Annotated in this window: 20 protein-coding genes; 12 read left to right on the forward strand and 8 right to left on the reverse strand. The window is 44.6% G+C overall.

Features of this window, described 5'->3' with window-relative positions; translation table 11 throughout:
• Positions 1-66 precede the first annotated feature (66 nt).
• The 3 genes from JUB15_RS28475 (at position 67) to JUB15_RS17630 (ending at position 2,591) form a co-directional block, all read left to right on the forward strand.
• The gene (locus JUB15_RS28475; protein ID WP_242696399.1) at positions 67-855 is read left to right on the forward strand and encodes a hypothetical protein; all 789 of its coding nucleotides are present in this window, start codon (positions 67-69) and stop codon (positions 853-855) included.
• Positions 856-951: 96 nt separating this feature from the next.
• A complete protein-coding gene (locus JUB15_RS17625; RefSeq protein WP_207513823.1) occupies positions 952-1,302 on the forward strand; it encodes a hypothetical protein in 351 nt (116 codons plus the stop codon).
• Positions 1,303-1,421: 119 nt separating this feature from the next.
• Positions 1,422-2,591 carry a hypothetical protein gene (locus tag JUB15_RS17630; protein WP_207513824.1) on the forward strand — a complete coding sequence of 390 codons (1,170 nt, stop codon included), beginning with the start codon at positions 1,422-1,424 and terminating at the stop codon, positions 2,589-2,591.
• A 203-nt stretch (positions 2,592-2,794) separates the two neighbouring features.
• Here JUB15_RS17630 and JUB15_RS17635 read toward each other — a convergent pair whose 3' ends face one another.
• Complete coding sequence (locus JUB15_RS17635; protein ID WP_242696400.1) at positions 2,795-3,844, reverse strand: IS481 family transposase; 1,050 nt, start codon at positions 3,842-3,844, stop codon at positions 2,795-2,797.
• A gap of 119 nt (positions 3,845-3,963) precedes the next feature.
• On the opposite strand from JUB15_RS17635, the gene JUB15_RS17640 reads away from it, so the two are divergent.
• The 4 genes from JUB15_RS17640 (at position 3,964) to JUB15_RS17655 (ending at position 10,378) form a co-directional block, all read left to right on the forward strand.
• Positions 3,964-5,457 (forward strand): hypothetical protein, encoded by a 1,494-nt coding sequence (locus JUB15_RS17640; RefSeq protein ID WP_207513825.1) that lies wholly within the window; start codon positions 3,964-3,966, stop codon positions 5,455-5,457.
• A 545-nt stretch (positions 5,458-6,002) separates the two neighbouring features.
• A complete protein-coding gene (locus JUB15_RS17645) occupies positions 6,003-8,375 on the forward strand; it encodes a TonB-dependent receptor (RefSeq protein WP_207513826.1) in 2,373 nt (790 codons plus the stop codon).
• Positions 8,376-8,419: 44 nt separating this feature from the next.
• The gene (locus tag JUB15_RS17650) at positions 8,420-9,292 is read left to right on the forward strand and encodes a DUF4249 family protein (RefSeq protein ID WP_207513827.1); all 873 of its coding nucleotides are present in this window, start codon (positions 8,420-8,422) and stop codon (positions 9,290-9,292) included.
• 651 nt (positions 9,293-9,943) lie between these two features.
• Positions 9,944-10,378: a response regulator gene (locus tag JUB15_RS17655; RefSeq protein ID WP_207513828.1), complete on the forward strand. Its 435-nt coding sequence runs from the start codon at positions 9,944-9,946 to the stop codon at positions 10,376-10,378.
• A gap of 88 nt (positions 10,379-10,466) precedes the next feature.
• Here JUB15_RS17655 and JUB15_RS17660 read toward each other — a convergent pair whose 3' ends face one another.
• Positions 10,467-11,906 carry a hybrid sensor histidine kinase/response regulator gene (locus JUB15_RS17660; RefSeq protein WP_207513829.1) on the reverse strand — a complete coding sequence of 480 codons (1,440 nt, stop codon included), beginning with the start codon at positions 11,904-11,906 and terminating at the stop codon, positions 10,467-10,469.
• 373 nt (positions 11,907-12,279) lie between these two features.
• Here JUB15_RS17660 and JUB15_RS17665 point away from each other — a divergent pair, with 373 nt between their 5' ends.
• Positions 12,280-12,840, forward strand: a complete 561-nt coding sequence (locus tag JUB15_RS17665; RefSeq protein WP_242696401.1) for a DNA-3-methyladenine glycosylase I — start codon at positions 12,280-12,282, stop codon at positions 12,838-12,840.
• 206 nt (positions 12,841-13,046) lie between these two features.
• On the opposite strand, the gene JUB15_RS17670 is transcribed toward JUB15_RS17665, so the two are convergent.
• Positions 13,047-14,384, reverse strand: coding sequence for a MiaB/RimO family radical SAM methylthiotransferase (locus JUB15_RS17670; protein ID WP_207513830.1), 1,338 nt, complete (start codon positions 14,382-14,384; stop codon positions 13,047-13,049).
• Between the two features lie 241 nt (positions 14,385-14,625).
• Here JUB15_RS17670 and JUB15_RS17675 point away from each other — a divergent pair, with 241 nt between their 5' ends.
• The 3 genes from JUB15_RS17675 (at position 14,626) to priA (ending at position 18,846) form a co-directional block, all read left to right on the forward strand.
• Complete coding sequence (locus JUB15_RS17675) at positions 14,626-15,096, forward strand: DUF4258 domain-containing protein (protein ID WP_207513831.1); 471 nt, start codon at positions 14,626-14,628, stop codon at positions 15,094-15,096.
• 339 nt (positions 15,097-15,435) lie between these two features.
• A complete protein-coding gene (locus tag JUB15_RS17680) occupies positions 15,436-16,200 on the forward strand; it encodes a lysophospholipid acyltransferase family protein (RefSeq protein ID WP_207513832.1) in 765 nt (254 codons plus the stop codon).
• Between the two features lie 180 nt (positions 16,201-16,380).
• A complete protein-coding gene (gene priA, locus JUB15_RS17685; protein WP_207513833.1) occupies positions 16,381-18,846 on the forward strand; it encodes a replication restart helicase PriA in 2,466 nt (821 codons plus the stop codon).
• 186 nt (positions 18,847-19,032) lie between these two features.
• Here priA and JUB15_RS17690 read toward each other — a convergent pair whose 3' ends face one another.
• Entirely contained in the window at positions 19,033-19,731 is a 699-nt protein-coding gene (locus JUB15_RS17690; protein ID WP_207513834.1) for a hypothetical protein, read from the reverse strand.
• A gap of 297 nt (positions 19,732-20,028) precedes the next feature.
• Complete coding sequence (locus tag JUB15_RS17695) at positions 20,029-20,697, reverse strand: NAD(P)H-binding protein (RefSeq protein WP_207513835.1); 669 nt, start codon at positions 20,695-20,697, stop codon at positions 20,029-20,031.
• 22 nt (positions 20,698-20,719) lie between these two features.
• On the opposite strand from JUB15_RS17695, the gene murB reads away from it, so the two are divergent.
• Positions 20,720-21,739 carry a UDP-N-acetylmuramate dehydrogenase gene (gene murB / locus JUB15_RS17700; protein WP_207513836.1) on the forward strand — a complete coding sequence of 340 codons (1,020 nt, stop codon included), beginning with the start codon at positions 20,720-20,722 and terminating at the stop codon, positions 21,737-21,739.
• A 3-nt stretch (positions 21,740-21,742) separates the two neighbouring features.
• On the opposite strand, the gene JUB15_RS17705 is transcribed toward murB, so the two are convergent.
• The 3 genes from JUB15_RS17705 to JUB15_RS28805 all read right to left on the reverse strand — a co-directional run bounded on the left by JUB15_RS17705 (position 21,743) and on the right by JUB15_RS28805 (position 25,670).
• Positions 21,743-22,843, reverse strand: coding sequence for a DUF2891 domain-containing protein (locus tag JUB15_RS17705; RefSeq protein ID WP_207513837.1), 1,101 nt, complete (start codon positions 22,841-22,843; stop codon positions 21,743-21,745).
• Between the two features lie 96 nt (positions 22,844-22,939).
• Positions 22,940-24,463 carry a sigma 54-interacting transcriptional regulator gene (locus tag JUB15_RS17710; protein WP_207513838.1) on the reverse strand — a complete coding sequence of 508 codons (1,524 nt, stop codon included), beginning with the start codon at positions 24,461-24,463 and terminating at the stop codon, positions 22,940-22,942.
• 109 nt (positions 24,464-24,572) lie between these two features.
• Positions 24,573-25,670, reverse strand: coding sequence for a vWA domain-containing protein (locus tag JUB15_RS28805; protein ID WP_207513839.1), 1,098 nt, complete (start codon positions 25,668-25,670; stop codon positions 24,573-24,575).
• Positions 25,671-25,694 lie beyond the last annotated feature (24 nt).

Here is a 25,694-nt window from a genome sequence, read left to right on the forward strand (position 1 = left end):
GAGATTGCTGAGTTAGAAAAGTTAATGAAAAAGATAAAACGCTAGTTGTTTTTTAAATACCATTTTATGAAAAAAATCCTGTTTCTCCTTATCCTTGTATGTCTGGAAAAGACCCTCCATGCCCAGACCCCATATATCTACACTATCAAAGCAGACAGTGTTAAGATCACCAACACCTGCGATACGGCAGAGTTGATCATAGAGAACCATACACAAAATGTGCCTGGGTTCTTATTCAATAAAGGCCGGGGTAGAACGGAGTTCAGAAGAATCTCTCAATTAGATGATACCTCCGTTGTAATAGGGGGTGATACCATTCATTTAGGCAGGCGGGATAGACATTTTGGTAATGCAGACCTGTCCTTTACTGGCGACCGTATTCATGACGGAGCATTTCGTTCAATAAATCTTATCAACTTTGGCGGAATAGGCTTTAAGTCTAATACAACAGATGGTATATTGAATGCTGATATGATAATGGATACAACGAATGGCTATAGCCTTGTGTTGAAAACTATACCAGAGCCAGGCAGAACCCGACTTACCTCGCAGTATATGAATACGCAATATGTTAGCCTGGATGCCCACCGTGAAAATGTTTTTGAAGAAGGAACACATATTCAAAACTCCGGATTGTCATTGCAAGACGACAACTTTAGGCTTAGAATGGGTGATTATCATTTGGAAACGGGTGAGGGGCAATCTATAGGCATTGAGGGCGGATTGCCACATGATGGCCCTATCAGATTGGAGATCTTTTCTCATGACGGGGCAATGTGGTTAGAGAATGATAATTCTGAAAAGAACACAAGGGCTAAAGTCGATTTCCATGAAGGAGATAGCCTGTCAATCTAGACTTATAACTCAGTTAATTCCACACGTTATAGCCAAAACGGCGAGGGATTCGTTTTCAGGAACGGGAATAATAATAAGCTAACCAATTTTTGGTTAATGCGCCTTCCTGCTTCCACCAGCACCAGTGATAGCATACTCGTAATAGATAACAATGGCCAGGTGAAAAAAAGATCCCAATCACCCACCCGCAAAAGCATTACCGTTACCGGCGCTAATTATATTGTTGCTGCTGATATAGATGTGGTGTTTGTAAATGCGACCGGACAGGCAACTATTACCCTGCCCGCCGGTACGCTTGACCGCGAAATAACCATCAAGAACCTCAGCACGGCCAATACGGTTATTTTATCAGGCTTAGATACAAACGAGTCGAACAGCGTGGCTACCCGCGGTGCTATTACCGTTAAATATACCGGCAGCGCCTGGGTGGGTATTAGTAAATATTAATAGTGTTCGTACTAGATGCATAGAAAAAGATGTAGAATAGACTGAATATGTAGACAGCTGCCTCAAGTTTGAAGAATACCGCTACCAAGAAACAACCAAAGTAAATAATAAAGTCACTTATGAAACGAATCCTGTTCCTTATTATCCTATTCAGCCTGAAGAAATCGCTCGATGCCCAGACACCCTACATCTACACCATTAAAGCCGATAGCGTAAAGATCACCAATACCTGCGATACAGCAGAATTGATCATTGAGAACCATACGCAAAATGTACCCGGCTTCCTGTTCAACAAGGGTAGGGGAAGAACGGAATTCAGAAGGGCGACTAAACTCGATGACTCAACTATTGTTCTGGGTAACGATACAATCGTAATCCAGGGAAATATAATGGCAAATAACGGCTTGAGCCGCGCAGGTAAAGCAGTACAACTCGGGCAGTCAGTCGGTGCTTCCGGAAATCCTGCCATGTTATTCGATAATCGCGAAATTCCCTTAAACGGCAATTCTTTGAAGTTCACCGGTACAGCAGGTAATCATCTTTTTGACAATAGTGGAAATCTCTCTATAACCGGTAACGGTTCTTTTATGGACGGTCGGTTATATACTGAGGCTAAAGGCTTCGCAAGCGATCCAGGGTTGCACTCTACAAAAAGTTTATGGTTTCTCTCTGATTATAACAACCCGGTATTTGCTAGCCTCGGCAATACCTCCACCTCGTTTACAACATTACAACTTACTACAGACGCTCCCAATGTACCAGCTATGTATAGTGGTGTAATAATGGGCTTTAACTATATAAATACAAGTGACGAAATACCAAAACCATTATTGATAACTACTTCCGGCTATAATAGCAGCAGGTACAGACATGCAGGAGATATAATAATAAAACCAGGCACAGTTCAGTCAAGTCAATTTCAGATCCACAGTCTGGGCGATTACAGTGTCATTCTCGATCCGGCGGGAGCAGGTGAGGTAAAAGTTTTAAAAACACTAAATGCCCAGGCTTCTGTGAGAATGAACACAGTCGTTTCTTCCGCCACTTCGCTTAACTTAGATGCGAATGCAACTATATGGGTATATAGCGGTTCAACTTCTACCACCTGGATCTTACCTTCTATACTACCAGACAATACAAATACGACCTATTTTATAAAGAACAGGGGAGGCGGCGCGATTTCGCTGAACGGTACAATTTATTCATCTTCGGCAGTGACAAACTTTACGATTAACCCTGGTGAAGCATTTATACTTTCCAATGATGGAACCTACTGGAATATATTTTAAGTAGAAAAGCATTTGCTGGAGAACCGAAACTGAGGAGGTTCAGAAGTTTACTTGTTTCACGTAATTGTTGCGACACTGCCAAACTGGCGCCAAAAACAGTGAAATACAATAAATTCTTTTATTTTTATCTGTTCTAGCTAGTATATCATCCGACAGTTTGAGGATTTTTCTTTTTAGTTTTATAGGGTTAGGATTAAATTTTTTTATGCTGCGGGTGGAAGATCCTGCAGCATTTTTTGCTTCGCTAAAGGTAAGGTTTCTAAGAATGTCTGCATTGGAGTTCTTCCGTAACAGTATTTGCCTGAGTGCGTACGTTGATTATTATAGTCGTCTAGCCACAGGTCAAGATGGGCTTGTAGTTCGTCGAGCGTGTTGTAGATTTTCTTTCTGAAGGTGACTGCATAGAATTCTTCTTGCATGGTACGATGGAGTCGTTCACAGATGCCGTTGGTTTGAGGCGATTTAGCTTTTGTTTTAGAATGATCGATATCTTCAAGGGCAAGGTAGAGCTCATATTCGTGGTGCTCTCTGGCGCCACAGTATTCAGTTCCCCGGTCAGTAAGTATCCTAAGCAAATTAATACCGTGCTGTTCAAAGAAAGGAAGAACCGGGTCATTAAGCATGTCCGCTGCAATTAAAGCGTTCTTACGATCGTACAGTTTGGCTGTGGCCACTTTACTATATGTATCGATAAATGTCTGCTGATAAATGCGCCCAACGCCTTTAATGGTGCCAACATAGTAGGTGTCCTGGGCTCCGAGGTATCCTGGATGGTGGGTTTCTATCTCGCCATACGCCTGCTTTTCTTCTTTAGCTCTTTCCAGGGCTGCGACCTGATCTTCGGTAAGTACCATACCTTCCTCGGCTGATTTGACCTCCAAGGCTTTTAAGCGTTTACGCATGGTTTCCAGGTCATGACGTAACCAGACACATCTGACACCTGCCGGTGAAATAAAAATGCCTTTCTTTTTGAGTTCATTGCTTGCCCTGAGTTGGCCAAAAGCAGGTTTCTCGGTCGCCATAGCCAATACCGCATCTTCAACAGATGGCTCTATTCGATTCTTAATGTTGGGCTTACGGCGGCTAACTTCCTGTAAGGCCGATTCACCACCTCGCTCATAAAGTTCTTTGTAACGATAGAATGTGTCTCTGGAATACCCGAACAGCTTGCAGGCCTGGGATACATTTCCTAACTCTTCGGCGAGTTTTAGGAGGCCGACTTTACCCTTAATTAACTTAACTTGTGTGTTCATAATCTGACATGTTTGGGGATAACTTAATTGTGTAGTTACTTTAAAGTTAATCCCAAACTGTCGGATTATATCGGAGCTATTTCATTTTATCCTTTGTTACAATTTTCAAACTACCCGTATTGAATCGAGTATTAAACTGGTTGAAGTTAAAGAATTTGTTGCGACAGCCATTTTTCGTCTTTCATATTTTGGCAGTTATTGTATTGTGGATCTTTGTATGGCGGCACGCTTTTAATATGGATATAACTTATGACGAGGCATATTCATTTCGACTTGTAAAGACAAATCATTTTCGGGCAATGCCTGGTACTGCCAACACCCACTGGTTGAACAGCTTTTTTATGAAACTGTTCACTGTACTCTTTGGCGATGAGCCTGGCTATTTCCGCATCCATTCCATATTGGCTTTTCCTTTTTTTGCCCATGGTGTATACACGCTAGCAGCTCAAATTAGAGGGCAGGCTATACAATTTGCTTTTTATTGCCTGATTCTTTTTAACCCTTTTCTACTTGATTTTTTTTCATTAGCAAGAGGCTATGGAATGGCTCTTATGTTTCAGGTATGGAGCATTGTGTTTCTTTTAAAGGCCGGTAATGCAAGTTTTAGCTATCGTCACTGGTTATTGGTTGTAATACTGAGTGCTTTAATGCTGGCCTCAAATCTTTCCTATATATATACAATATTTGGGATCACAGGAGGCTTTCTGCTGCATTGTATGGTTACAGGTAACATTTTTTCGTGGTACACAAATAAGCAAAAACGTACCATAACCATCCTTTTCGCTTTGATCATCTCGTTCGCGATTGCTGATCTTCTATTCATTACATTGTATGGAAAGGATAAGGGATTTGGGGGCTCTGAAAATTTTTTTTTGTCAGTATTCGATTCACTTTGGCAGGAAAGCTTGTACTTGGCTCCCTATAGTCCTATATCAATCTGGTTTTCTTACTGCTCTCTTATTTTGATCATAATAGCTTCTTTATACTTTACTATCGACGCCGTAAAGCAAAAAAAATTGACTACTGGTTGCATGGTCTGCCTTATCATTGCCAGCATTCTATTGTTGAACTTTATATTTCATTTGCTTTTCAATACATTTTTTTTAAAAAACCGCTTAACCCTTCAATGGTACATACCTGGCATACTGATCATTTGCCTTATTTTTAGCAAATGGACAACAGGTGTAAAATACTCTCGTTTGCAACAATATGGTTTTGCTTTACTAACCGGTTTGGCGACAATCCTTCACTGGGCAAAAACGAGCAATAGCTCGTTTTGTATTGAGTGGTACTATCAGGCCCATTCCAGTCAGGTGATAAATGATTTATCCTTGCAACAGCCTAAACATCCTATGGTTAGTTCAACTCTGTATGTTTTATATGAGCATTATTATTCGGTGATTGACGATCGGCTTACGCCTGCTGCCGAATTGGAGGAAGGTCCGTATGCTTTATACGACGATGCCATTAAACAGGCGATATCTCAAAGTGATTATTTGCTTACCTATTACCCTGAAACATTAGATTTTATGAACAGCAACCATATTTCCTATAGCATAATCAAATCTTACCCCCTAACCCAAACCAAACTGGTCAAAATTGTTCACCCGTAAATCCATATTTTTGATAACCAATATGGAAAAAAGATAATTGCTCTAAGTATACTCGGTTTTTTATCGCCACCTGGATGGCAAAAAATATAAAGCCCGGTTACTAAACGCTTTCATATTGTAATTGAATTGTATGTATTCCATTCCATTTACTTACAACTGTTCACTTACCGGCAAATAATCGGTGAGTTCTCGGCTAAAATGAGCAATTAGCCGTTTTTTTGTTTGAATTTTGCAATCTGTTAACGGCTCATTCGTCTGCCTCTTTATCAGTTAAGGTAGCTGGGTATTATTGATGGTGATTAATTTATCATGTAATATTTTCCCGGCCTATGCTACAAACTGGTTCCTTTTGCTGCCATGTATTGTGTTATTGCTTTATGTATGCACCAGGCCTTATCACGACTTGTTTTTACGCCTTGCAACAATGGAATGGTTCAGCTGACCATAAAGCAAAAGTTCCATCAGGCCATAACACATAAATATTTTTTGACGAAATAGGGGGGAGTATAATCCCCGTTGTCACATATTCTCAAACCACAATTTTTATGATTCGACAGTTGATGCGTTTTTCTCTTGTCCCTTTTTTGTTAATGCTATTTGCCATAGGCCCTCTACAGGCACAAACCGGCAAATACACCATTAGCGGCTATGTAAAAGATGAGTCCAGTGGTGAAGTGCTGATCAATGCAACCATCACCGTGCAGCCTTCGGGTTTAGCGGTTATGACCAACTCATATGGTTACTATTCGGTAACCCTGCCTGCTGGTAAATATACCATGCTGGTATCCTACTCAGGATTTAAAACGTATCAAAAAGAAATTGAGCTGAAGGGCAATACCACCCAGGAGTTTTCACTGGCCACCGGCGGCAAGGACATGCAGGAGGTGGTGATCACCGGTGAAAAAAGATTACGCCGTACCAATACTGTGGGTATGGGTATACAGCAATTGAGCGCAGCACAAATAAAAAAGATCCCTGCCTTTATGGGTGAACCCGATGTAGTAAAAGCCCTGCTTACTTTACCCGGTGTTACAACAGTGGGTGAGGGCGCTGCCGGTTTTAATGTGCGCGGTGGTAACGTTGATGAAAACCTTATCATCATGGATGAAGCGCCGGTATATAATTCTTCGCACCTGCTGGGTTTCTTTTCCGTATTCAATCCCGATGCCGTAAAGAATGTGACCATGTACAAAAGCGCTTTTCCCGCTGAATACGGGGGCCGTACTTCATCTGTGCTCGACATTCGGATGAAGGAAGGCAACAATCAGAAGTTTGCGGTGAATGGTGGTATTGGTAATGTGTTCAGCCGCTTGTCGGTAGAAGGACCGCTGCAGAAAGACCGTTCTTCCTTTATAGTGGCTGCCCGCCGTTCTTATATCGATGTGCTGGCAAAACCTTTCCTGAAAGAAGAAGACCGCAACAGTACCATGTATTTTTACGACCTCACGGCTAAAGTGAATTATGAAATAAACGAGAAAAACACCATTTATCTGAGTGGCTATTTAGGCCGTGATGTATTTGGTTTTGGCGATCAGGTAAGTTTCAAATGGGGCAATACCACCGGAACCTTCCGCTGGAACCATTTGTTCAACCGCAAATTATTCCTGAACACCAGTGTTTATTATTCGAAATACGATTACAGCCTGAACTTTAGCTCTGATGACGAGATCCCACAAGGCTACGACTGGGTCTCCAATATTCAAACCTATGGTGTAAAGCCTTCGCTAACCTGGTTTGCGAGCAATAATCATACGATCAAGACCGGTGTGAACGTGATCTATTATGATTTCTACCCCGGCAAAGGAACGGCCACCAGTGAAGGTAATAAAGCGGAGATCGAACTGAAACGCCGGTATGGTTCTGAGACAGCCGCATTCCTCGAAGATACCTGGAAGATGAATTCAAAATGGCAGCTGCAGGCGGGCGTTCGGTTGAACCGCTATGCTTACCTGGGTAAAACGTCTGTTTATCATTTCCGGGACACTACCGCCAATATCCGCAAGCCGCTTGACCGCGAAGAGATAGTTACCAGTAGAAAGCCGGTAGAAGACTGGTCATTCATTGAACCGCGTGTTTCTTTGCGGTATGAAATGAAAAAGAATACCTTTTTCAAAGCTGGCTACAGCCGCAGCACCCAGTATATTCACCTGCTTTCCAATACAGCGTCACCTACCCCGGTTGATCTGTATTTTCCAAGCACCAATAACATTAAACCTTCTTTGACCGATCAGTTCTCCGTTGGCTTTGTAACGCTGCCCAGCGGCTGGCCGGTAGAGATCTCTGTTGAAACCTTCTATAAGAAGATGGATGATGTGCTGGATTATATTGATAATGCCAATCTCGATCTGAACCAGCTGGTAGAAGCTGATCTGCTCACCGGCGAAGGAAAGGCATATGGGGTAGAACTGGAAGTAAAGAAAGAAACCGGTAAATGGCAGGGTTGGGTAAACTATACCTTGTCAAGATCATTGCGTAAAACAGCTGGTATCAGCAACGACGACTGGTACCTGAGCCGCTACGACCGTCCGCATGTTGTCAACAGCTGCGTGATGTATACCCTGAACGACAAATGGCAGTTCTCCGGCAACTGGACCTATGGTTCCGGTACACCTTCCACTTTCCCCGATACAAAGCTGGATATTCAGGGTATGCCGATCCCTTACAACAGTACCGGCAAAAGGAACGATTTCAGGTTACCCGCTTATCATCGTTTAGATGTATCTGCTACCATGAAAGGACACCAGGGCAAAAAAATGAAACAGGAATGGGTGTTTGGTATCTACAACCTGTATGCCCGTCAAAATGCTTACAGTATCTATTTCCAGCAGAATAAAGACGAGCCGCAAAAGAAAGAAGCAATCAGGTTGTCGATCATCGGATCACTGATTCCTTCTGTAACCTGGAACTTTAAATTTTAAGCTAGCCTGAGCGAAAAGATAAATGAACAATTAAAATGAAAAAGATGCGTAATAAAGCAATCAAATATATTTCAGTTCTACTGTTAGCTGCTTCTGTAACCGCGTGTGAAAGGGTTATTGACCTGGATCTGCCCGATGGTGATGACCTGCCTTATGTAGATGCATGGATAACCGATCAGCCAGGTGTGCAAACCATCAAGTTCATGAAAGCTACGGATTATATGAGCCAGAATGCTCCTGAGGTAATATCCGACGCACAAATAACGGTCACTGATGTAACAGCCGGTAAATCTTATCCGTTCACCTTTAAGAATGGGGCTTATAATTACGATGCAGGCAGCAATTCGATTGGGGTGATAGGCCACACCTATAAATTAAGTATAACCTGGAAGGGCGAACAGTTTGAAGCTGCTGATCAATTGAAACGCAATTCAATAATTGATTCACTGACCGCAACATATGAGGAAGAGGACGGCGAAGATAAAGCCGGTTATTACGTAAAACTGTATGCGCACGACCCCGTTGGCGCGATAGATTATACCTGGATCAGGACTTATCGCAATGGAGAGCTGAACCATTATGTGGGTGAAATGTTAAGTACAGACGGAACGATTGGCGGTGACGACGGGCTTACAGATGGGTTCGCCTTTATTCCACCTTTCAGAGATGGTGTTACTTCAGGCGAAAAGCCTTATGAAAAGGGCGATGTAGTAAAGATCTTATTCCGTTCCCTGTCGAAACCATCTTTCGATTTTATGGAGCAGGTACAGGCTCAATTAACTAACGATGGATTATTTGGCAAGGTGCTCACCAACGTTCCGGCCAATGTGCGCAACCTGCAATCGACCAGCGGCACAAAAATTTACGGCTGGTTCGGCACCGTAGCTGAAATTTCAGCCACCAAGAAAATAGAGTAGGGTAGTTTCGAAATATGTTACAAGGTCAGTGTCCGGAAGGATTACTGACCTTTTTTTTAGGCTGAAGGCGCAAGGCTGAAGGCAAAAGGCACATAGGCTGAAGAATTTTGGGTGATACAAAACCGGTTATTACTCTAAAAGTTAGCGAGCTATTCACTATTCACCATTCACCATTGACCATTGACCATTGACCATTGACCATTCACCATTAATTGTTAGTATTCCTATTGTTAAAACGCTTTAGTCAACCTAACGCATAAGTGAAAATCTATAGACGATAAATTAATTGTATTTTAATTCGAGTTTATAATTTATCTTTATACAGTCCACTAATCCTATAAGCATGTGCATGTAACCCTAAGAAAACATACGGGCATTAAAGACCTGCCGGTTTCCCGATTAACCCTTGATATTTGTGAATTTGTAATTGGAACCTGCGTCCATTACCTCCGCTTCGTACAAACGTTTTTAAAGAAAGGTTGCTGTTTTGCTGAAGTATCCATTGAGGCTGTCATTGTACAGTCAATTAGCTTTCAATTGCGCTCGGGCTACTGTGAAAGTGCGTTTAAACCTTGACTTATCATTGTTGTAAAACGGTTTATAGCATCCATACAATTCACATTTTAACCTATCTTGAAACTAGCTTTGTTTATGAAGGCGAAACTAAATTGTATCTTATTGGTTGATGATGATGAGCCCACTAACTTTTTGAACAAACTGGCTGTTGAAGAGTTGGAGTGTACAGATCACATCAAGATCATCCCCGGCGCGCGTGAAGCATTGGATTACCTGGCTTGCGCTGGTCAACCCGCACCTTTAAACAAAGATTGTCCCAGCCCCGAGATCATTTTCCTGGATATCAATATGCCGGCTATGGATGGGTGGGAGTTCTTACAGAAATACGAAGCCCTGCCTGAAGAACGTAAAAGAAGCATTATCGTCATCATGCTTACCACTTCCTTCAACCCGGAAGATGAGTTAAAGGCCCGCAAAATACCTTCTGTAAAAGAGTTCAGGAATAAACCATTAACGCCAAACCTGCTGCAGGATATCCTAAGGAAATATTTCCCTGATAAGTGTTCATGACGTTTATAGTTCAAAGTCTACAGTTTAAAGTTCAAAGTTTATAGTATCCGGTACTTAAAACTTATAACTAAAAACTTTGAATTTTGTATTAACCCGGTATTTCAATTTTTAGTGTACATCCTTTCCCCGGCGCACTGATGATCTCCATCTTCCCATTCTGCATTTCAACCCGGCTAATGATATTATTCAGTCCTATGCCCCGGTTCTTTTTGCGGGTATCGAAACCAACGCCATTGTCTTTAATGTTCAGGTGAAGCCAGTTGCGCATGGTCTTTAATTCTATTAAAGCCTCCGTAGCGCCGGAATGTTTCAATATGTTGTTCAACTGCTCCTGTACAATGCGGTACATGATGAGCTTTTTGTTGTTCGACATATTTTCAATATGATTGTCGTTAGCCTTTATTTTGATCTTTAGTTCTGGCGACACCGTCAGGTTTTCGATCAGTTCGAGCAGGGCTTCTTTGAGGCCGATATCGCCCAGGGATGGTGGTACCAGCGTTTTGGAGAGGATGCGTATTTCATTGATAGCCCTGGTAATATTTTCATAGCTTTTGCTCAGCAGTTCCTTGCGGTGCTCATCTTCGTTCAGCGCCATATCTACACATAACTTGGCCGTAGCCAGGATCTGGTTGATATTATCATGCAGCTCGCGACCTATTTCCCGCCGTTCCTGTTCCTGCGTTTGAATAGTTACCTGGGTAATGAGTTTTTGCGTTTCTATCTGGTTGCGCACCAGTTCTTCCTGCATTTTTTTTCGCTCCGTTATATCCATCATGGCGCCGAGTATCCGATAGGGTTTGTTGTGTTCTGTTTTTAAAATATAGCCCCTGTCATAAACGAATTTGTAAACGCCATTGGCCGATCTGTACCGGTATTCCTCCTGCCAGTGATCTCTTCCTTCCTTCATGCATTCATCGATGGTTTGCAATATGCGTTTGCGGTCATCAGGATGAATGTTCTGATGGTGCCATTCAATGGTGTTTTGCACCATAGTGGGGTCAAAGCCAAAGATCGAAAGAATACCTTCATTCCACAGCACATCGTTGGTGCGCAGGTCCCAGTCCCAGATTGTATCGCTGGTAGCTTTGATAAGGGTATTGTACCGTTCGAAGTTCTCAACCACTTTTTGCAGGATCTTTTTCCGTTCAATACTATATTGAATGGATTTAGCAAGCAGCTTATCATCAAATTCGCCTTTTACCAGATAATCCTGGGCGCCCATGGATATGGTATTCAATGCAATTTGCCGGTCTGATAATCCGGATAATACAATAATGGAAATATGCCGCGCTTCTTTATTCAGTCGCTCAAACGAATTGATGCCTTCACTATCGGGCAGGCTCAGGTCCAGAAAAATGAGATCGGGTTGATGTTCGTGTAATAATTGTAAGGCTTCGCCGAGGCGTTCGGCGTGAAGTATGTTCTTAGTGGGAAGTTTACTAAGCTTTAAATATTCACAAAAGAGCACGAAATCACTTTGGTTGTCTTCTACCACCAATATACTTAACGGATGGTTCGCTGCAAGCATAGCAAGTTTTTGAGCAGTGTATAATATAATATACTACTCCAGAGCTTTTAACCATGTTTTCCTATAGTGAATATATAACTATTAATGCCGGGTTATGAGCAGTAATATTAATGCCATTCACTATGCTACGTTAACCGGATGTAATCTACTCCATTTGGGCAAAATATTTCGCATAATCATAATTTAAATTCATACAAGAAATTACTTGTTTCATGTAAAAAATAAATTATTTGTTGTGTATTTAGGATGAAATGTGAACGCTTACCCAAAAACGCCTAACGCAAAAACTGCTAGCTATCTAATTGCGCCAATACCCTTGCGAAGATGAAAGCTCTTACTGTAAGCAATTCTTCAAATTATTATTTTTGTCCTTATGGAAAAACCTTCTAGCTACTGCCAGGCAGTTTCATTAATGGAAGCAGGTAATGTTCATACACATTATCACGATAAAGAATATGGATTTCCAATAGATGACGATAATGAATTATTCGCCCGGCTGGTGCTGGAGATCAACCAGGCCGGTTTAAGCTGGACGACCATACTAAAGAAAAAAGACAATTTCTTCAGGGCTTTTGATGACTTCAATATTCAGAAGGTGGCGCGGTACAGCGATAAAAAAGTGGAAAAGCTGATGCAGGATGCGGGCATTATACGCAACCGGCTAAAGATAGATGCTGCTATTGAAAACGCTAAACGCATATTGCAAATTCAAAAGGAGTTTGGTTCCTTTAAGAACTGGCTCGATGCCCATCATCCGTTATCAAAAGAAGAGTGGGTGAAGCTGTTCAAAAGAACATTCCGGTTTACCGGCGGAGAGATCGTGGGTGAATTCCTGTTAAGCACCGGCTATTTGCCCGGGGCGCATATTAATACCTGTCCGGTGTATAAGACGGTGTTGAAGTCAAAGCCTGCCTGGGTTAGGAAGAAGAGTTGACACTTAATAAGGGTGTTAGCGTTGATCTTGAGTATAAGTGGATGAGTTCACAGGTTAACAAGCAGGAACTGATAAAGGTATACCTCGTTTGAGCTGGAAGCTCGAACCCCGCAACCGCGACGGCAACCGTGCCCTGTAACCTGAAACTTGTAACGGCTTCTAAAGATCTCCCAACATTACAATTTGTATAATCTTGAAAGTAAAGCCTACAATTTCCACTCAACGATCTGGTTCACCCATTCCTGTTTGTAAGGCGCAACTACTTTAATGTAGTTATCGGTATAACCTTCCATCATGCCGCTTTTTTCGTTTTCTTCGAACAAAACTTTGCGGGTTTGGCCGGCATGCTGCTGGTTAAAGTACTGCGTTTTCATGTATGAGAGATTGCGCAGTATTTTGTTGCGTTCATGTCGAACGTGTACAGGAACAACAGGACCCAGCGTGAGGGCATGGGTATTATCTCTTTCTGAGTAAGTAAATACATGCAGGTAAGTAACGTCCAGCTCATGCAGGAAGTCGAAGGTTTCCTGAAAATCCGCATCTGTTTCGCCGGGAAAACCGACAATAACGTCAACGCCAATGGCGGCATGGGGCATCAGGGTTTTGATCAGTTGCACGCGTTCTGCGTACAATTCCCGGCGGTACCGTCTTCTCATCAGGCCCAGGATGCGGTTGCTGCCGCTTTGCAGGGGAATATGAAAATGCGGCATGAAGGTATTGCTGTTGGCTACCAGTTCAATGATGGCATTGGTAAGCAAATTAGGCTCAATAGAAGAGATCCGGAACCGTTCAATGCCTTCCAGCTGATCAAGTGCCCGGGCCAGTTCGTAGAAGTTTTCCTCCCTGTTCCTGGGTGACGTGTTAGAGGATTTATTTTCTCCTCCCTCACCGGTGGATGCCGGGAGGTGGCCTGTTGGCGCGAGGCTTCCCTTGCCAAAATCGCCCAGGTTTACGCCGGTGAGCACTACTTCCTTAACGCCATTGGCGGCCAGCTTTTTTACATTGGCTACCACCCGTTCAATCAGGTCGCTGCGGCTTTTGCCCCGCGCCATGGGAATGGTGCAGAAAGAGCAGTTATAGTCACAGCCGTCCTGAACCTTCAGGAAAGTGCGGGTGCGGTCGTGCAGGGAGAAGGAAGAATGGAAACCACTCACTTCTTCAATATCGCAGCTGCATACTTTAGTGGCATCGCCCTTGGTGAGTTCTTTTAAATGCTGGGCAAGGTTGAATTTCTCGGCGGCGCCTAGAACCATATCCACGCCGGGGATGGCGGCAATTTCCCTGGGTTTTAACTGGGCATAACAGCCGGTGATCACCACCAGGCTTTCCGGCGATTTACGTTGAATACGCCGTACCAGCTGCCGGCATTCCTTATCGGCATTGTCGGTCACCGAGCAGGTGTTAATTACATATACATCTGCCACATTTTCAAAGGCTGTCTTTTCAAACCCTTCATTTTCAAGCATACGTGAGAGGGTAGAGGTCTCTGAAAAGTTCAGCTTACAACCCAGGGTATGAAATGCCACTGTTTTTTTTGCGCCCATAGAGGCCGCAAAGATAGCTAAGAATAATGTGATAATTTGCTGATTTGCCAATGTGATAATGCTTCCTGGTCAGGCAGCTCTTACCAATGCATAGCTCACGGGGAACATTCCAAATGCCTTGTATTTCAATTAGCACATTAGCCAATTAGCACATTAGCCAATTAGCATAGTAGCCAATTATCACATTATCGAATTATCACATTATCACATTTCCTTAACTTGCCTTCTTTTTCCATTCATTATGAAGCAAATACTTTCCCGGCTCCTCGTTTTGGGTTTCTTTTTTTCAATGGCTTGCCAGGATAATGCCGGTAGCCCGGAGAACCTGCATAATCAAAATAAAAAAAGGACCCACCAGCAGCAGTATCCCGACCGTGATAACCGGCAAAGTGCAGGTCCCGAGGCCAGCGACGGTGGTGCGGGTTCCGATGTGATCAACCGCCACCCCGATCGCCTGATCTATACCAAACACGCGCGCTGCCGCATGAATTGCCGGCATATCGATGAAGCCGAAGTACAGGAGATCTTACAGGAAGGCCGCATCAACTATCGTAAAAGTGAGCCTGCGGGCCGGCCCGACCCCAAATTTGCCCTGGAAGGCACGACCCGCGACGGCCAGGATGTACGCATTATTTTTGCCCCTTCAAAAAGAGGTATGGTCGTGATCACTGTTATTGACCTTGAAACCGACTGGAGCTGTAATTGTAAATAGAACTTCAAAAGCTGCCCCAACATACCCTTCTGTACGGCGGGAAAATTCCAGGAACCGAACAAACTTTTTTATATCGATTTCAGGCACCCAATACCATAAACTAAAGGTTGGAACCTGTTTGTGATTTTCAGTTTGTGTTTTTTGGTTCCTGCGCTTTGAGATTTGTGATTTTTTTGGTTCTTGCGATTTGTGATTTTTTTGGTTCTTGTAATTTGCGATTTGTGATTTAAATTGATCTGCCTCAATACCTTTTTAATTTTGTCCCCACTTTCCGTTTATTCCCTTTGTATGTAGTATTTTTCTAAATTATTTAGTCCGTACCATCTATTTGATAACCACATGAGGATCCTCCGATATGTCTATGGCGTGTATGCATTGGTCACATTTGTCCTTTGTATGCTGCTGGTAATACCACCGGTAGTAGTTGCGTCTTTTTTCGGTAAAGTGCGCGGCGGCAATTTTATTTACCGGTTATGCAGTTACTGGGCCGATGTCTGGTTCTTTTTGATCGGCATTCGACATCGGAACTTTTATGAGTTGCCGCATGACAAAAACAGGCAATATATTTTTGTTGCCAATCATATTTCTTACCTCGATGCGCCCGTCATTGTAAAAACGCTTCATCAAAAACTCCGGGTATTGGGCAAGGTAGAGGTTTCAAAAGTGCCGCTGTTCGGATTTATCTATCGGAATGCGGTGGTAACCGTCGATCGCAGCAGCGCAATGCACCGGGCCAACAGCGTACGCATTTTGAAGTCGGTGATAAGGAAAGGAATTTCCATCTTTATTTTTCCCGAGGGCACTTTCAATGAAACCGGTAAACCGTTGAAAGAATTATACGATGGCGCTTTCCGAATTGCCATCGAAACGCAAACCCCTATAAAGCCCCTGCTGTTCCTTGATACCTGGCATCGCATGCATTATGGTTCTGCCTTCAGTTTGAACCCCGGCCGCTCACGCGTCGTCTTCTTAAAAGAAATACCGGTAGAGGGCCTTACGGGCAAAGATGTGGAAGCGCTTAAACAACGCGTACAGCAGGTCATGGAGCAGAAGCTGCAGGAGTACAAGGCAGGCTGGATAGCCGATAGGCAAATGTGCAAATGAGCAAATGCGAAAATGTGCAAATGCACCGTAAATCGGGTAACCGGTACCCGGCAACCGGCAACCGGTAACCGGCAACTGGCAACCGGCAACCGGCAACTGGCAACCGGCAACCGGTAATAGGCAACTGGCAACCGGCAACCGGCACCTGGTAACCTGGTAATTCCGTATCTTGGCCGTTCAATGAGTAGTTCCGTTTTGTTTGCAGAAGTAATTATTCCCCTGGCGTTGCCTAAGAACTATACCTGGTCGGTGCCCGAAACACTGCGCGATCAAATAAAACCGGGCGTTCGTGTGGAGGTGGTTTTAGGTAAGAATAAGAAATATGCCGGCGTGGTAAAACGGCTTCATAGCGAAAAACCCGAAGCTTTTGAGGCAAAGGATATCCTTAACATCCTTGATACAGAACCTGTCATTTTTCCCGAACAATTGAAATTATGGGAATGGATCGCCCGCTACTACATGTGCAGCGAAGGCGAAGTAATGGCGGCCGCCTTACCCGCGCATTTTAAGCTCAGCAGTGAAACGGTGCTGGTATTCAATGAGGAGTTTGGCGATAATTTTTCAACCCTCGATCATGATGAATACCTGGTTGGGGAAGCCCTGTTGCTTAAAAAAGAACTGAAGCTCGGCGAGGTGCAACAGCTGCTCGATTCGCACCGCGTTTATCCGGTGATCAAACGGCTCATCGAAAAAAAGGTATGTTTTGTTTGGGAAGCATTGAAAGAGACCTGGTCGCCCAAAAAAGAAACGTTTGTGCTGCTGAACGCCAAATACGACAATGAAGAGGCGCTGGCTGCTTTATTGAATGATGATAAAAAGCTGCAGCGGGCCGAAAAACAGCTGGAGCTGCTGCTGAGCTACCTGCACCTGGTAAAAACGCAGGGCGAAGTAACCAAACCAGAGCTGCTGAAAAAGAGTGGCGCCTCCGATGCCCAGTTAAAAGGTCTTGTAGACAAAAACATTTTGTGGCTGGAAAAACGGCAGGTCGACCGCCTGCAATATCTTCCGCGCAATATGCAAATAGATTTTGAATTAACACCTGCGCAGCAAAGGGCTTTTGATGCCATCACGGAACAACTGGTAAGTAAACAGGCCTGCCTGCTGCATGGTGTAACGGCCAGTGGTAAAACCCAGGTTTATATTAAGGTAATTGAACGCTATGTAAGGCAGGGAAAACAGGTGTTGTACCTGTTGCCCGAGATCGCTCTTACCTCGCAGGTCATCCGCCGCCTGCAGAAGCATTTTGGCGGTTATATCGGTATTTACCATAGCAAATTCAACCAGAATGAGCGCGTGGAAATATGGAATAAGGTTAAGACCGGCGAACTGAAAGTGGTGCTGGGTGCCCGATCCTCCATCTTTTTGCCCTTTACCGATCTGGGGCTTATTGTAGTGGATGAAGAACATGATACTTCGTATAAGCAGCAGGATCCGGCGCCGCGTTATCATGCCCGCGATGGCGCCATTTATTACGCTTCTTTATTCAACGCAAATGTTTTGCTGGGCAGCGCTACGCCTTCGGTAGAAAGCTACTTCAATGCGCAATCGCAAAAATACGGACTGGCCATGCTGGGCGAACGTTTCGGTGGGGTGCAGCTGCCTGCGATCGACATCATTGATACCAAAAAGATGTTCGGTGCCGATAAGAACAAGATCATTATTACGCCTTCCTTAAAAGCAGCCATTGACCAGTCGCTGGCAGAAAGCAAACAGGTGATCCTTTTTCAGAACCGCCGCGGTTATTCGCCTTACCAGGTTTGCCAGGTGTGCGGCTGGATCCCCCATTGCAAATACTGTGATGTTACGCTCACCTTTCACAAAAACACGCATAAGCTGCATTGTCATTATTGTGGAACCGTGTATCCACCGGTGCACAGCTGTATGGCCTGTGGCAGCGATAAATTTGCCCAGCGGAATTTTGGTACAGAACGTATTGAAGAGCAACTGGAAGAAATGTTTCCGCAGGCACGTGTTGCCCGGATGGATATTGACAGCGTGCGCGGCAAAACGGCCCACGACAACCTGATCCAACAGTTTGAACAGAACCGCCTGGATATTTTGGTAGGCACCCAGATGGTAGTAAAGGGACTTGACTTTGAGAACGTAAACCTGGTTGGTATCCTTGATGCTGACAGTTTACTCAGTTTTGCCGATTTCCGGGTGAATGAACGGGCTTTTCAGCTTATGGAGCAGGTGAGTGGCAGGGCCGGCCGTAAGGATAAACAGGGCAGGGTATTCATCCAGGTATCAAACACCCAGCACCCCGTATTGTATTTTGTGCAACAGCACGATTACGGCTTGTTCTATCAACAGGAAATCGAAGGGCGTAAAACCTTCTTTTATCCCCCTTTCTCCCGGCTTATTCAGCTTACGTTCAAGCATAAGTCAAAAGAAGTGGCAGAAGCCGCGGCCCAGCTCATGACCTTTGCCTTACAGGGTGACTATGGAAAATACCTGGTTGGCCCCGCAGAACCGGTGGTGAACAGGGTGCGTAATCAGTTCCTGATGGAATTACTGATAAAACTGCCGAAGGACGGGGAATTGATCCAGCGTTGCAAACGTTTCATCCAGGAGCAGGTGGCTATCATGCACAACGATAAAAGGTTCAGAACGGTGGTCGTGATCGCTGATGTTGACGCGGTTTAATCAATGTGATAATTTGATGATCCCGACTAAAGCCGGGACAGGTCATGATAATGTGATAATGCCTTTATTCGCAACTTCCGCTGTTTTAGCGGGCAGCTTGAATAAAGGCACTTTATTTCACAATTAACCGATCTGCTAATGTAACTTGTATTAATTATCAAATTATCGAATTATCACATCATCACATTAAGCAGGGAGCGGGTCTTCGCCGCCACCACCATCATCTCCAGGGCATAAAAGGTAGCCGTTGTTGGCTTTTCCATCAACAAAGTTCTGGTTAATAGACGAAGCTGTTTCATTTACCTGCTGCGGTGTGAAGCCGGTTTCACAACCACCTAAAACCCTTTCAGCTATGTCAAGGAAATCATACACTGAAACGCCTTTGAACGGTCCGCTGGCAATGGTCATGTCGCCCAGCGCTACAGATGACTGGCCAAAATCGGCATCATATTCATCGAAACGAACCGATAATTTCAATGCAACCAGTTGTCCAACCAATACGTTATTAGAGGAAACCGGGTCAGTAATACCGGCCGTTAATGCCGCGGCTTTTCCACCGGTGGGCAACAGATCGGTAACGGCTTGTGCCGATGTTAACGTAATGTAGTTGGAGGAAGGACAACCTACTGTTAACGATTCACCGAAAACTTCCCTGAAATGATCATGTAGGTAAGTGCCGGGATTATTACCCGAGGGAGTTGATCCCCAGCCACCCTGGGTCTGGGTTCTTAACTGGCCACAGGAAGAAGTAACCGAAAATGATTTTGAGGAAGATGTTAGACTGCCAAACTCAGCTCTCTCGTGGCGTGACATATCTTTTTTACAGGCAAAAAGAAACATAGCCGACATGGCGACCATGGAAGATCGCAGGTACGCGTTTTTCATAAACATAGTGTTAATTCAAAGGGTGATTGATTCAAATATATAACTGATAAGGTATAACGGTTAAAGATATTGGCGATCTCAATTATTAAATATCATGCCAATATAATGGCAATTTTCATTGGCAGCAATGATATGTTGAAATAATTGCCAATTGCTGCGGAAAGGTGAAACGGTGATGATAAAATCACCAGGCGACAATTGGGAATATACGTACAAACTTCCGCCAGTGATCGTATAAAAACGATGGTACAGTCATTGGCATAACTTGTCCTGGCCTTAGTCGGCATCAGCACAACATCACATCAGCAGATTCTGTATTTGATCATATTCATACATGTGTACGCCGGCAATTTCTTTGTTGGCTGCGGCCACCATGGCGCTGGCTACATCGGCAGCATGAATAGGCTTGTATTTGCGCCAGCCACCGATGAGCAGGAAGGAGAGGGCGTTCATAACTGTTTTGCCAATGCTTTCGCCCAGGCGGAATTCTTCCCTTTTGCCCAATAGAATCGATGGGCGGAAAATATGAATGCTTTCAAAAGGAAGTGCGGTAATATCTTCCTCGATACAGCCTTTCAATTGCAGGTAGAAATTGGCGGCCAGCGGATTGGCGCCGATAGCCGAAACCATCAGGAACTGGTTAAATCCGTGCTGAACGCCCAGGCGCGCAGTGATAATGGGAATATCGTAGTCTACTTTGCGGTATGCTGTTTTATTGCCTTTTACTTTTTTGCGGGTGGTGCCAATGCAGCAAAAGATCACATCGCCAATGTCGATCCTGGCAGCTATGTCTTTCTCATCGTTAAAATCAACCACCTGTACCTCGGCTTTGGGATGTTTAAGGGTCAATGGCCTGCGAACCAACATCCTCACTCTACTAAAAAATTCATTTTCTAACAGTTCCTGTACCAGGTGCTGACCGATTAAACCGGTAGCGCCTAATACAACGGCGGTTTTTCGATGCATAATTTGTTATTTTGCCCTGCTGATGACGCAAATTCAACAAAATATTCCGCTTAGGCAATACAACACACTGGGTATTGACGCAATAGCCAGGTACTTTGCCCATTTTACTACCATAGACGAACTGGGTGAATTAATTGAAAATAATCCCATACCGGGAAAAGCGCCCCTGATTGTGGGGGGCGGTAGCAATATTCTTTTTAAAGATCATGTAGATGGTTTGGTGCTGAAAAACGATATTCCCGGGGTGGAGATCGTAAAAGAAGATGCCGACCACGTGTACATTAAAGCCGGGGCAGGGGAGAACTGGCACACATTCGTACAGTTTTGCCTGCAACAGAACTGGGCCGGGGTTGAAAATCTGTCACTGATCCCGGGTTGTGTGGGCGCCAGCCCGATGCAGAATATCGGAGCTTACGGGGTGGAGATCAGGGAAGTTTTTGCCGAACTCGAAGCCTGGCATATACATGACAAAAAAAAGCAGGTGTTCAGCGCCGCTGATTGTGCGTTTGGTTACCGGGAAAGTGTATTTAAAAGAAAGTACCGCAACCAGTTTGTCATCCTGAATGTGACCTACCGGTTAAATAAAAAGCCCAATTTTAACACCAGTTACGGCGCCATTGAGCAGGAACTGGAACGTATGGGGGTGCAAGAGTTAAGCATCCAGGCGATATCCAAAGCGGTGATCAATATCCGCACATCCAAACTGCCCGATCCCGCAAAAATTGGTAATGCCGGCAGCTTTTTTAAAAATCCATCGGTTGAAGCCGACGTATATACGCAGTTGAAGAAAGCGTATCCTGGTATTATAGGATATAACAATACAGATGGCACGGTTAAGCTGGCCGCCGGCTGGTTAATTGAACAGGCCGGCTGGAAAGGGTATCGCCGCGGCGATGCGGGCGTGCATGAAAAGCAGGCCCTTGTGCTGGTTAATTACGGCAACGCCTCCGGGCAGGAGATCTATGACCTGAGCGAAGACGTAATGCGCAGCGTTCAGGCGAAGTTTGGGGTACAGTTGGAAAGGGAAGTGAATGTGGTGTAGCCACTAATCCACCAACGCATACACCGCAAAGCTGGCCAGCCAGTGTTCGCCACCGTAATGACCGCTGGCCACATGGGGCAGCGCACTGCTCAATAAGCGGTTAGCGGCTTTCAGTAATTGCGGGCGGCGTTTATCCGTTTTTGGCAAGGCTGCCACCAGTCCCTTCAAACACCAGCTGCGGCTGAAACACAAACCATCCAAATGTACGATCTGCAGATCAGTGCGGTCACTAACCACAGGGATCTTCATAATGTTTTGCAGGCCATTCGCCGGAATATATTTATTGAACCAGCTCATAAATTCAACGGCTGGCAATACGCGGCGCATCAGGTCCACCTCTTCCAGCGATGGCGATAGAAAATCGGAGCCATCGGGTTCCCAGCGAATAGGCGCCTGTTCATCTTTTCCAAACAGATTTCGGGCTGTTTTTACAATCGACTGCTCAAAATCTTTATCAGCAACAGCACGGGCATAATCCAGCGCAAATACCAGTCCGAATGCCGTATTGGGATGTACGCCGGTACGGTTGGGATAGGTGAGTTTTGGCAAATAAGCTTTCCAAAGCTCAACGATCTTTTGTGTTAGCGGCTGCAGGGTGGCGCGCCATTGCTGCGCATTGGCATGGTCCCATTGCAGCAGCTCCTGGTCGAGCCTCAGCAGCCAGGCCCAGCCATAGGTACGCTCCCAGGATCTGGATAACGGGGCTTTAAAATAGGCCACTTCAGCAGCTATCTTTTCCGGAGTAATATTTTCATTGAACACTTTTTCTATGTCGGCCTTTTGCGGCAGGGTGGGAAATTGTTTCAGTAAACGGGCCAGCATCCAGTAGCCGTGTACACAGCTGTGCCAGTCGAAACAGCCATAAAAAGTTGGATGTAATTGTTTCGGCGTAAGTACCTGGTCGCTGTCGCCGCTGGCGGTGTGACCGGTCTTGTTGGGATATTCCTGGTAAATGCATTTCAGCGGCAGGGAAGCCAGGTGGGCTGCGCCTTCGGGTGTTAATTTAATTTGGGTGCTGTCGGCACTGATTGTATAAAATGTTTGTTGTTGGGCTTTGGTGGTGATCAGGCACAGGGAAATAAGGACAGTCAGTAGTAATCTCATGGCGTGAAAATAATGAAAAAACAAAGACCTGTAAGGTGCCATTATAATAAGTGTGGCACACTTCGAAAGTGTGCCACACTTATTGATATCGATATTTTAATTAAAGTCATCGTTGTCAAATTCCTCTTCACCATAAGAAGATGTGGCATTGCCCAGCATGGATCCCATTAGGTCTTTGAACTCGATGCGGCTTTCCAGGATTTTCTTGCTGATCATGGAAAAAGCAGCCAGTCCGTGCAGCACAAATTCCATTAATAATGCTGCTTCTTTTTCATTGGCCTGTTTAAAATACTTTTTTACCAGCGCATGCAATCCGTCTACCTTGTACAGTTGCTGGATCTTTTCCTCATCCTTTGTATGGAACAACAGGTTCAGCGAATTTCCTTTGTCGAACCAGGAAGAAATGGATCGGTAGGGATTTTCTTCCGCCTGTTGCTGATTGCGTTTTTTCTTCAGTGTTTCAGGGTTTGGAAAATACTGAATAAATTGTGAACGGATGGCTTTATCGAGCAGGTTCATGGCCACCTGGTAAGGGCCTTCCTGTTCGCCTTCATACACCAGTTCAATTTTACCGGTAATGGAAGGAATGAGTCCGATCATATCGCTGATCCATACCTGCGTATTATTTTCTTTATTGATAAGCGCCCGGCGTTCAGCAGAGCTTACAGCATTTTCAAAAGCGGAAATGCTCAGGCGGGCCGAAACACCACTTTTCTTATCAACCAGTTCACTGGCGCGGGCCTCGAAAGAGATCTGCTCGATCAGCCGTTTGATCAGGTCGCTCATTTGTACTTTGGCATCCTGTTCCTTCAAAATATCGGCTTCCTGCTCAGTGATGGTAAGCGCGGTTTCGATGGTTTTGGGATAGTGCGTCAGAATCTGGCTTTCGATACGATCCTTTAAAGGCGTTACAATGGAACCGCGGTTGGTATAATCTTCAGGATTGGCGGTAAATACAAACAGAATATCCAGCGGCATGCGGAGTTTGAAACCCCGGATCTGTACATCGCCTTCTTCGAGGATGTTGAACAACGCTACCTGGATGCGTGCCTGTAAGTCGGGAATTTCATTGATCACAAAGATACCGCGGTTACTCCGGGGAATGATACCGTAGTGGATCACCCGCTCATCGGCAAAGTTCAGGCGAAGATTGGCCGCTTTAATAGGGTCAATATCGCCAATGAGGTCGGCCACGCTTACATCGGGCGTAGCTAGTTTTTCGCCATAACGTTCGGTGCGATGGATCCATTGAACAGGTGTGGCATCGCCATGTTCTGCTATCAGGTCTTTGGCATGACGTGATATGGGATTCAACGGATCGTCGTTTATTTCGCTGCCTTCTATGACGGGAATATATTCATCCAGTAATTCGATCATTTGCCGGGCCATCCGGGTCTTTGCCTGTCCGCGCAAGCCAAGGAATAATATGTTGTGACGGGAAAGCAGCGCCCTTTCTACATCGGGGATAACCGTTTCTTCATAACCAACGATCCCGTTGAAAGTGCTTTCCTGTTTTTGCAGTTTGCCGATAAGGTTCTTCCGGATCTCATCTTTTACTGATTTTGGTTGATAGCCGCTCTTCTTTAATTCTCCAAGCGTTTTTATTTTAGGTATGCTCATATTTTCTTTTAAAATTTCGGGATTTTGAGATTTCGGGATTTATTGATTTGGAGGAATGTTGAATTTATAAAAATCTCAAAATCAAAAAATCTCAAAATCAGCAATAAAATTAGTAGACGGTTTTTCTTTTTCCATTTTCAAAATCGCGGAATATGAATGCGCCCAACCGGTCGAGCGAAGCAAAGAATGCCTTGCCGCTGTTGGTTTCGGTGAATTCCTGCACAAACCGTTGCAAATACGGATCGGTGGCGATCATAAAAGTAGTGATCGGCACTTTCAGTTTTTTGCATTGGGCGGCCAGGTTCAAACAACGGTTGGTGATACGCCGGTCGAGCCCAAAGCTGTTCTTGTAATACCGTTTACCTATTTTTAAACAGGTTGGTTTACCATCGGTGATCATAAAGATCTGCTTGTTGGGGTTCTTGCGGCGGCGCAAAATATCCATAGCCATTTCCAGTCCGGCAACTGTATTCGTATGATAAGGGCCCACCTGTAAATAAGGAAGGTCCTTTATTTCCACAGGCCAGGCATCGTTGCCGAACACAACTATGTCGAGCGTGTCTTTGGGGTATTTGGTGGTGATGAGTTCACTGAGCGCCATGGCCACTTTTTTAGCCGGCGTTATGCGGTCTTCTCCATACAGGATCATCGAGTGCGAAATATCGATCATCAGTACGGTAGAGGTTTGTGATTTGAAATCGGTTTCGCGGATGGCCAGGTCATCTTCCTGCATATTGAAACTCTCAATACCATGATTGATCTGTGCATTGCGGATGGAGGTAGTAAAATCGATCTGCTCCAGGGTGTCGCCAAACTGGAAAGGCCTGGTTTCCGGATTGATCTCGTCGCCGGAACCGGGCTTGAACGTATGGTGATCGCCCTGTTTTGTTTTTTTCAGTTTGCCGAATATTTCTTCGAGCGATCTTTTGCGGATGCCCTGTTCTGTTTTAGAGGTGATCTTTATTTCTCCGCTTACCTGATTCTCCTGGATATATCCTTTTTCTTTCATCTCTTCAATGAAATCGCCCATGCCATACTCATCATTCGTAAGCTCATATTCCTTATCGAGCTGGTTCATCCAGCTCAGCGCTTCACTTACGTCGCCGTTCGTATAGGTCAGCAATTGCATGAAAACATCCAGCAACTGCTCGAATTTCGATTTACCCTGTTCACGGGGATCGAATTTGGTAAAATGGTGTCCTATCACTGGTAAAGTTTATTTTTTGTGGTT

The sequence above is a fragment of the Longitalea luteola genome, assembly GCF_017356035.1.
Taxonomy (GTDB): Bacteria; Bacteroidota; Bacteroidia; order Chitinophagales; family Chitinophagaceae; genus Niastella; species Niastella luteola.

Coding starts and splice junctions, on each gene's coding strand:
- JUB15_RS28475 (WP_242696399.1), top strand. CDS start 67: ATGAAAAAAATCCTGTTTCTCCTTATCCTTGTATGTCTGGAAAAGACC.
- JUB15_RS17625 (WP_207513823.1), top strand. CDS start 952: ATGCGCCTTCCTGCTTCCACCAGCACCAGTGATAGCATACTCGTAATA.
- JUB15_RS17630 (WP_207513824.1), top strand. CDS start 1,422: ATGAAACGAATCCTGTTCCTTATTATCCTATTCAGCCTGAAGAAATCG.
- JUB15_RS17635 (WP_242696400.1), bottom strand. CDS start 3,844: ATGAACACACAAGTTAAGTTAATTAAGGGTAAAGTCGGCCTCCTAAAA.
- JUB15_RS17645 (WP_207513826.1), top strand. CDS start 6,003: ATGATTCGACAGTTGATGCGTTTTTCTCTTGTCCCTTTTTTGTTAATG.
- JUB15_RS17650 (WP_207513827.1), top strand. CDS start 8,420: ATGCGTAATAAAGCAATCAAATATATTTCAGTTCTACTGTTAGCTGCT.
- JUB15_RS17655 (WP_207513828.1), top strand. CDS start 9,944: ATGAAGGCGAAACTAAATTGTATCTTATTGGTTGATGATGATGAGCCC.
- JUB15_RS17660 (WP_207513829.1), bottom strand. CDS start 11,906: ATGCTTGCAGCGAACCATCCGTTAAGTATATTGGTGGTAGAAGACAAC.
- JUB15_RS17665 (WP_242696401.1), top strand. CDS start 12,280: ATGGAAAAACCTTCTAGCTACTGCCAGGCAGTTTCATTAATGGAAGCA.
- JUB15_RS17670 (WP_207513830.1), bottom strand. CDS start 14,384: ATGGGCGCAAAAAAAACAGTGGCATTTCATACCCTGGGTTGTAAGCTG.
- JUB15_RS17675 (WP_207513831.1), top strand. CDS start 14,626: ATGAAGCAAATACTTTCCCGGCTCCTCGTTTTGGGTTTCTTTTTTTCA.
- JUB15_RS17680 (WP_207513832.1), top strand. CDS start 15,436: ATGAGGATCCTCCGATATGTCTATGGCGTGTATGCATTGGTCACATTT.
- priA (WP_207513833.1), top strand. CDS start 16,381: ATGAGTAGTTCCGTTTTGTTTGCAGAAGTAATTATTCCCCTGGCGTTG.
- JUB15_RS17690 (WP_207513834.1), bottom strand. CDS start 19,731: ATGAAAAACGCGTACCTGCGATCTTCCATGGTCGCCATGTCGGCTATG.
- JUB15_RS17695 (WP_207513835.1), bottom strand. CDS start 20,697: ATGCATCGAAAAACCGCCGTTGTATTAGGCGCTACCGGTTTAATCGGT.
- murB (WP_207513836.1), top strand. CDS start 20,720: ATGACGCAAATTCAACAAAATATTCCGCTTAGGCAATACAACACACTG.
- JUB15_RS17705 (WP_207513837.1), bottom strand. CDS start 22,843: ATGAGATTACTACTGACTGTCCTTATTTCCCTGTGCCTGATCACCACC.
- JUB15_RS17710 (WP_207513838.1), bottom strand. CDS start 24,463: ATGAGCATACCTAAAATAAAAACGCTTGGAGAATTAAAGAAGAGCGGC.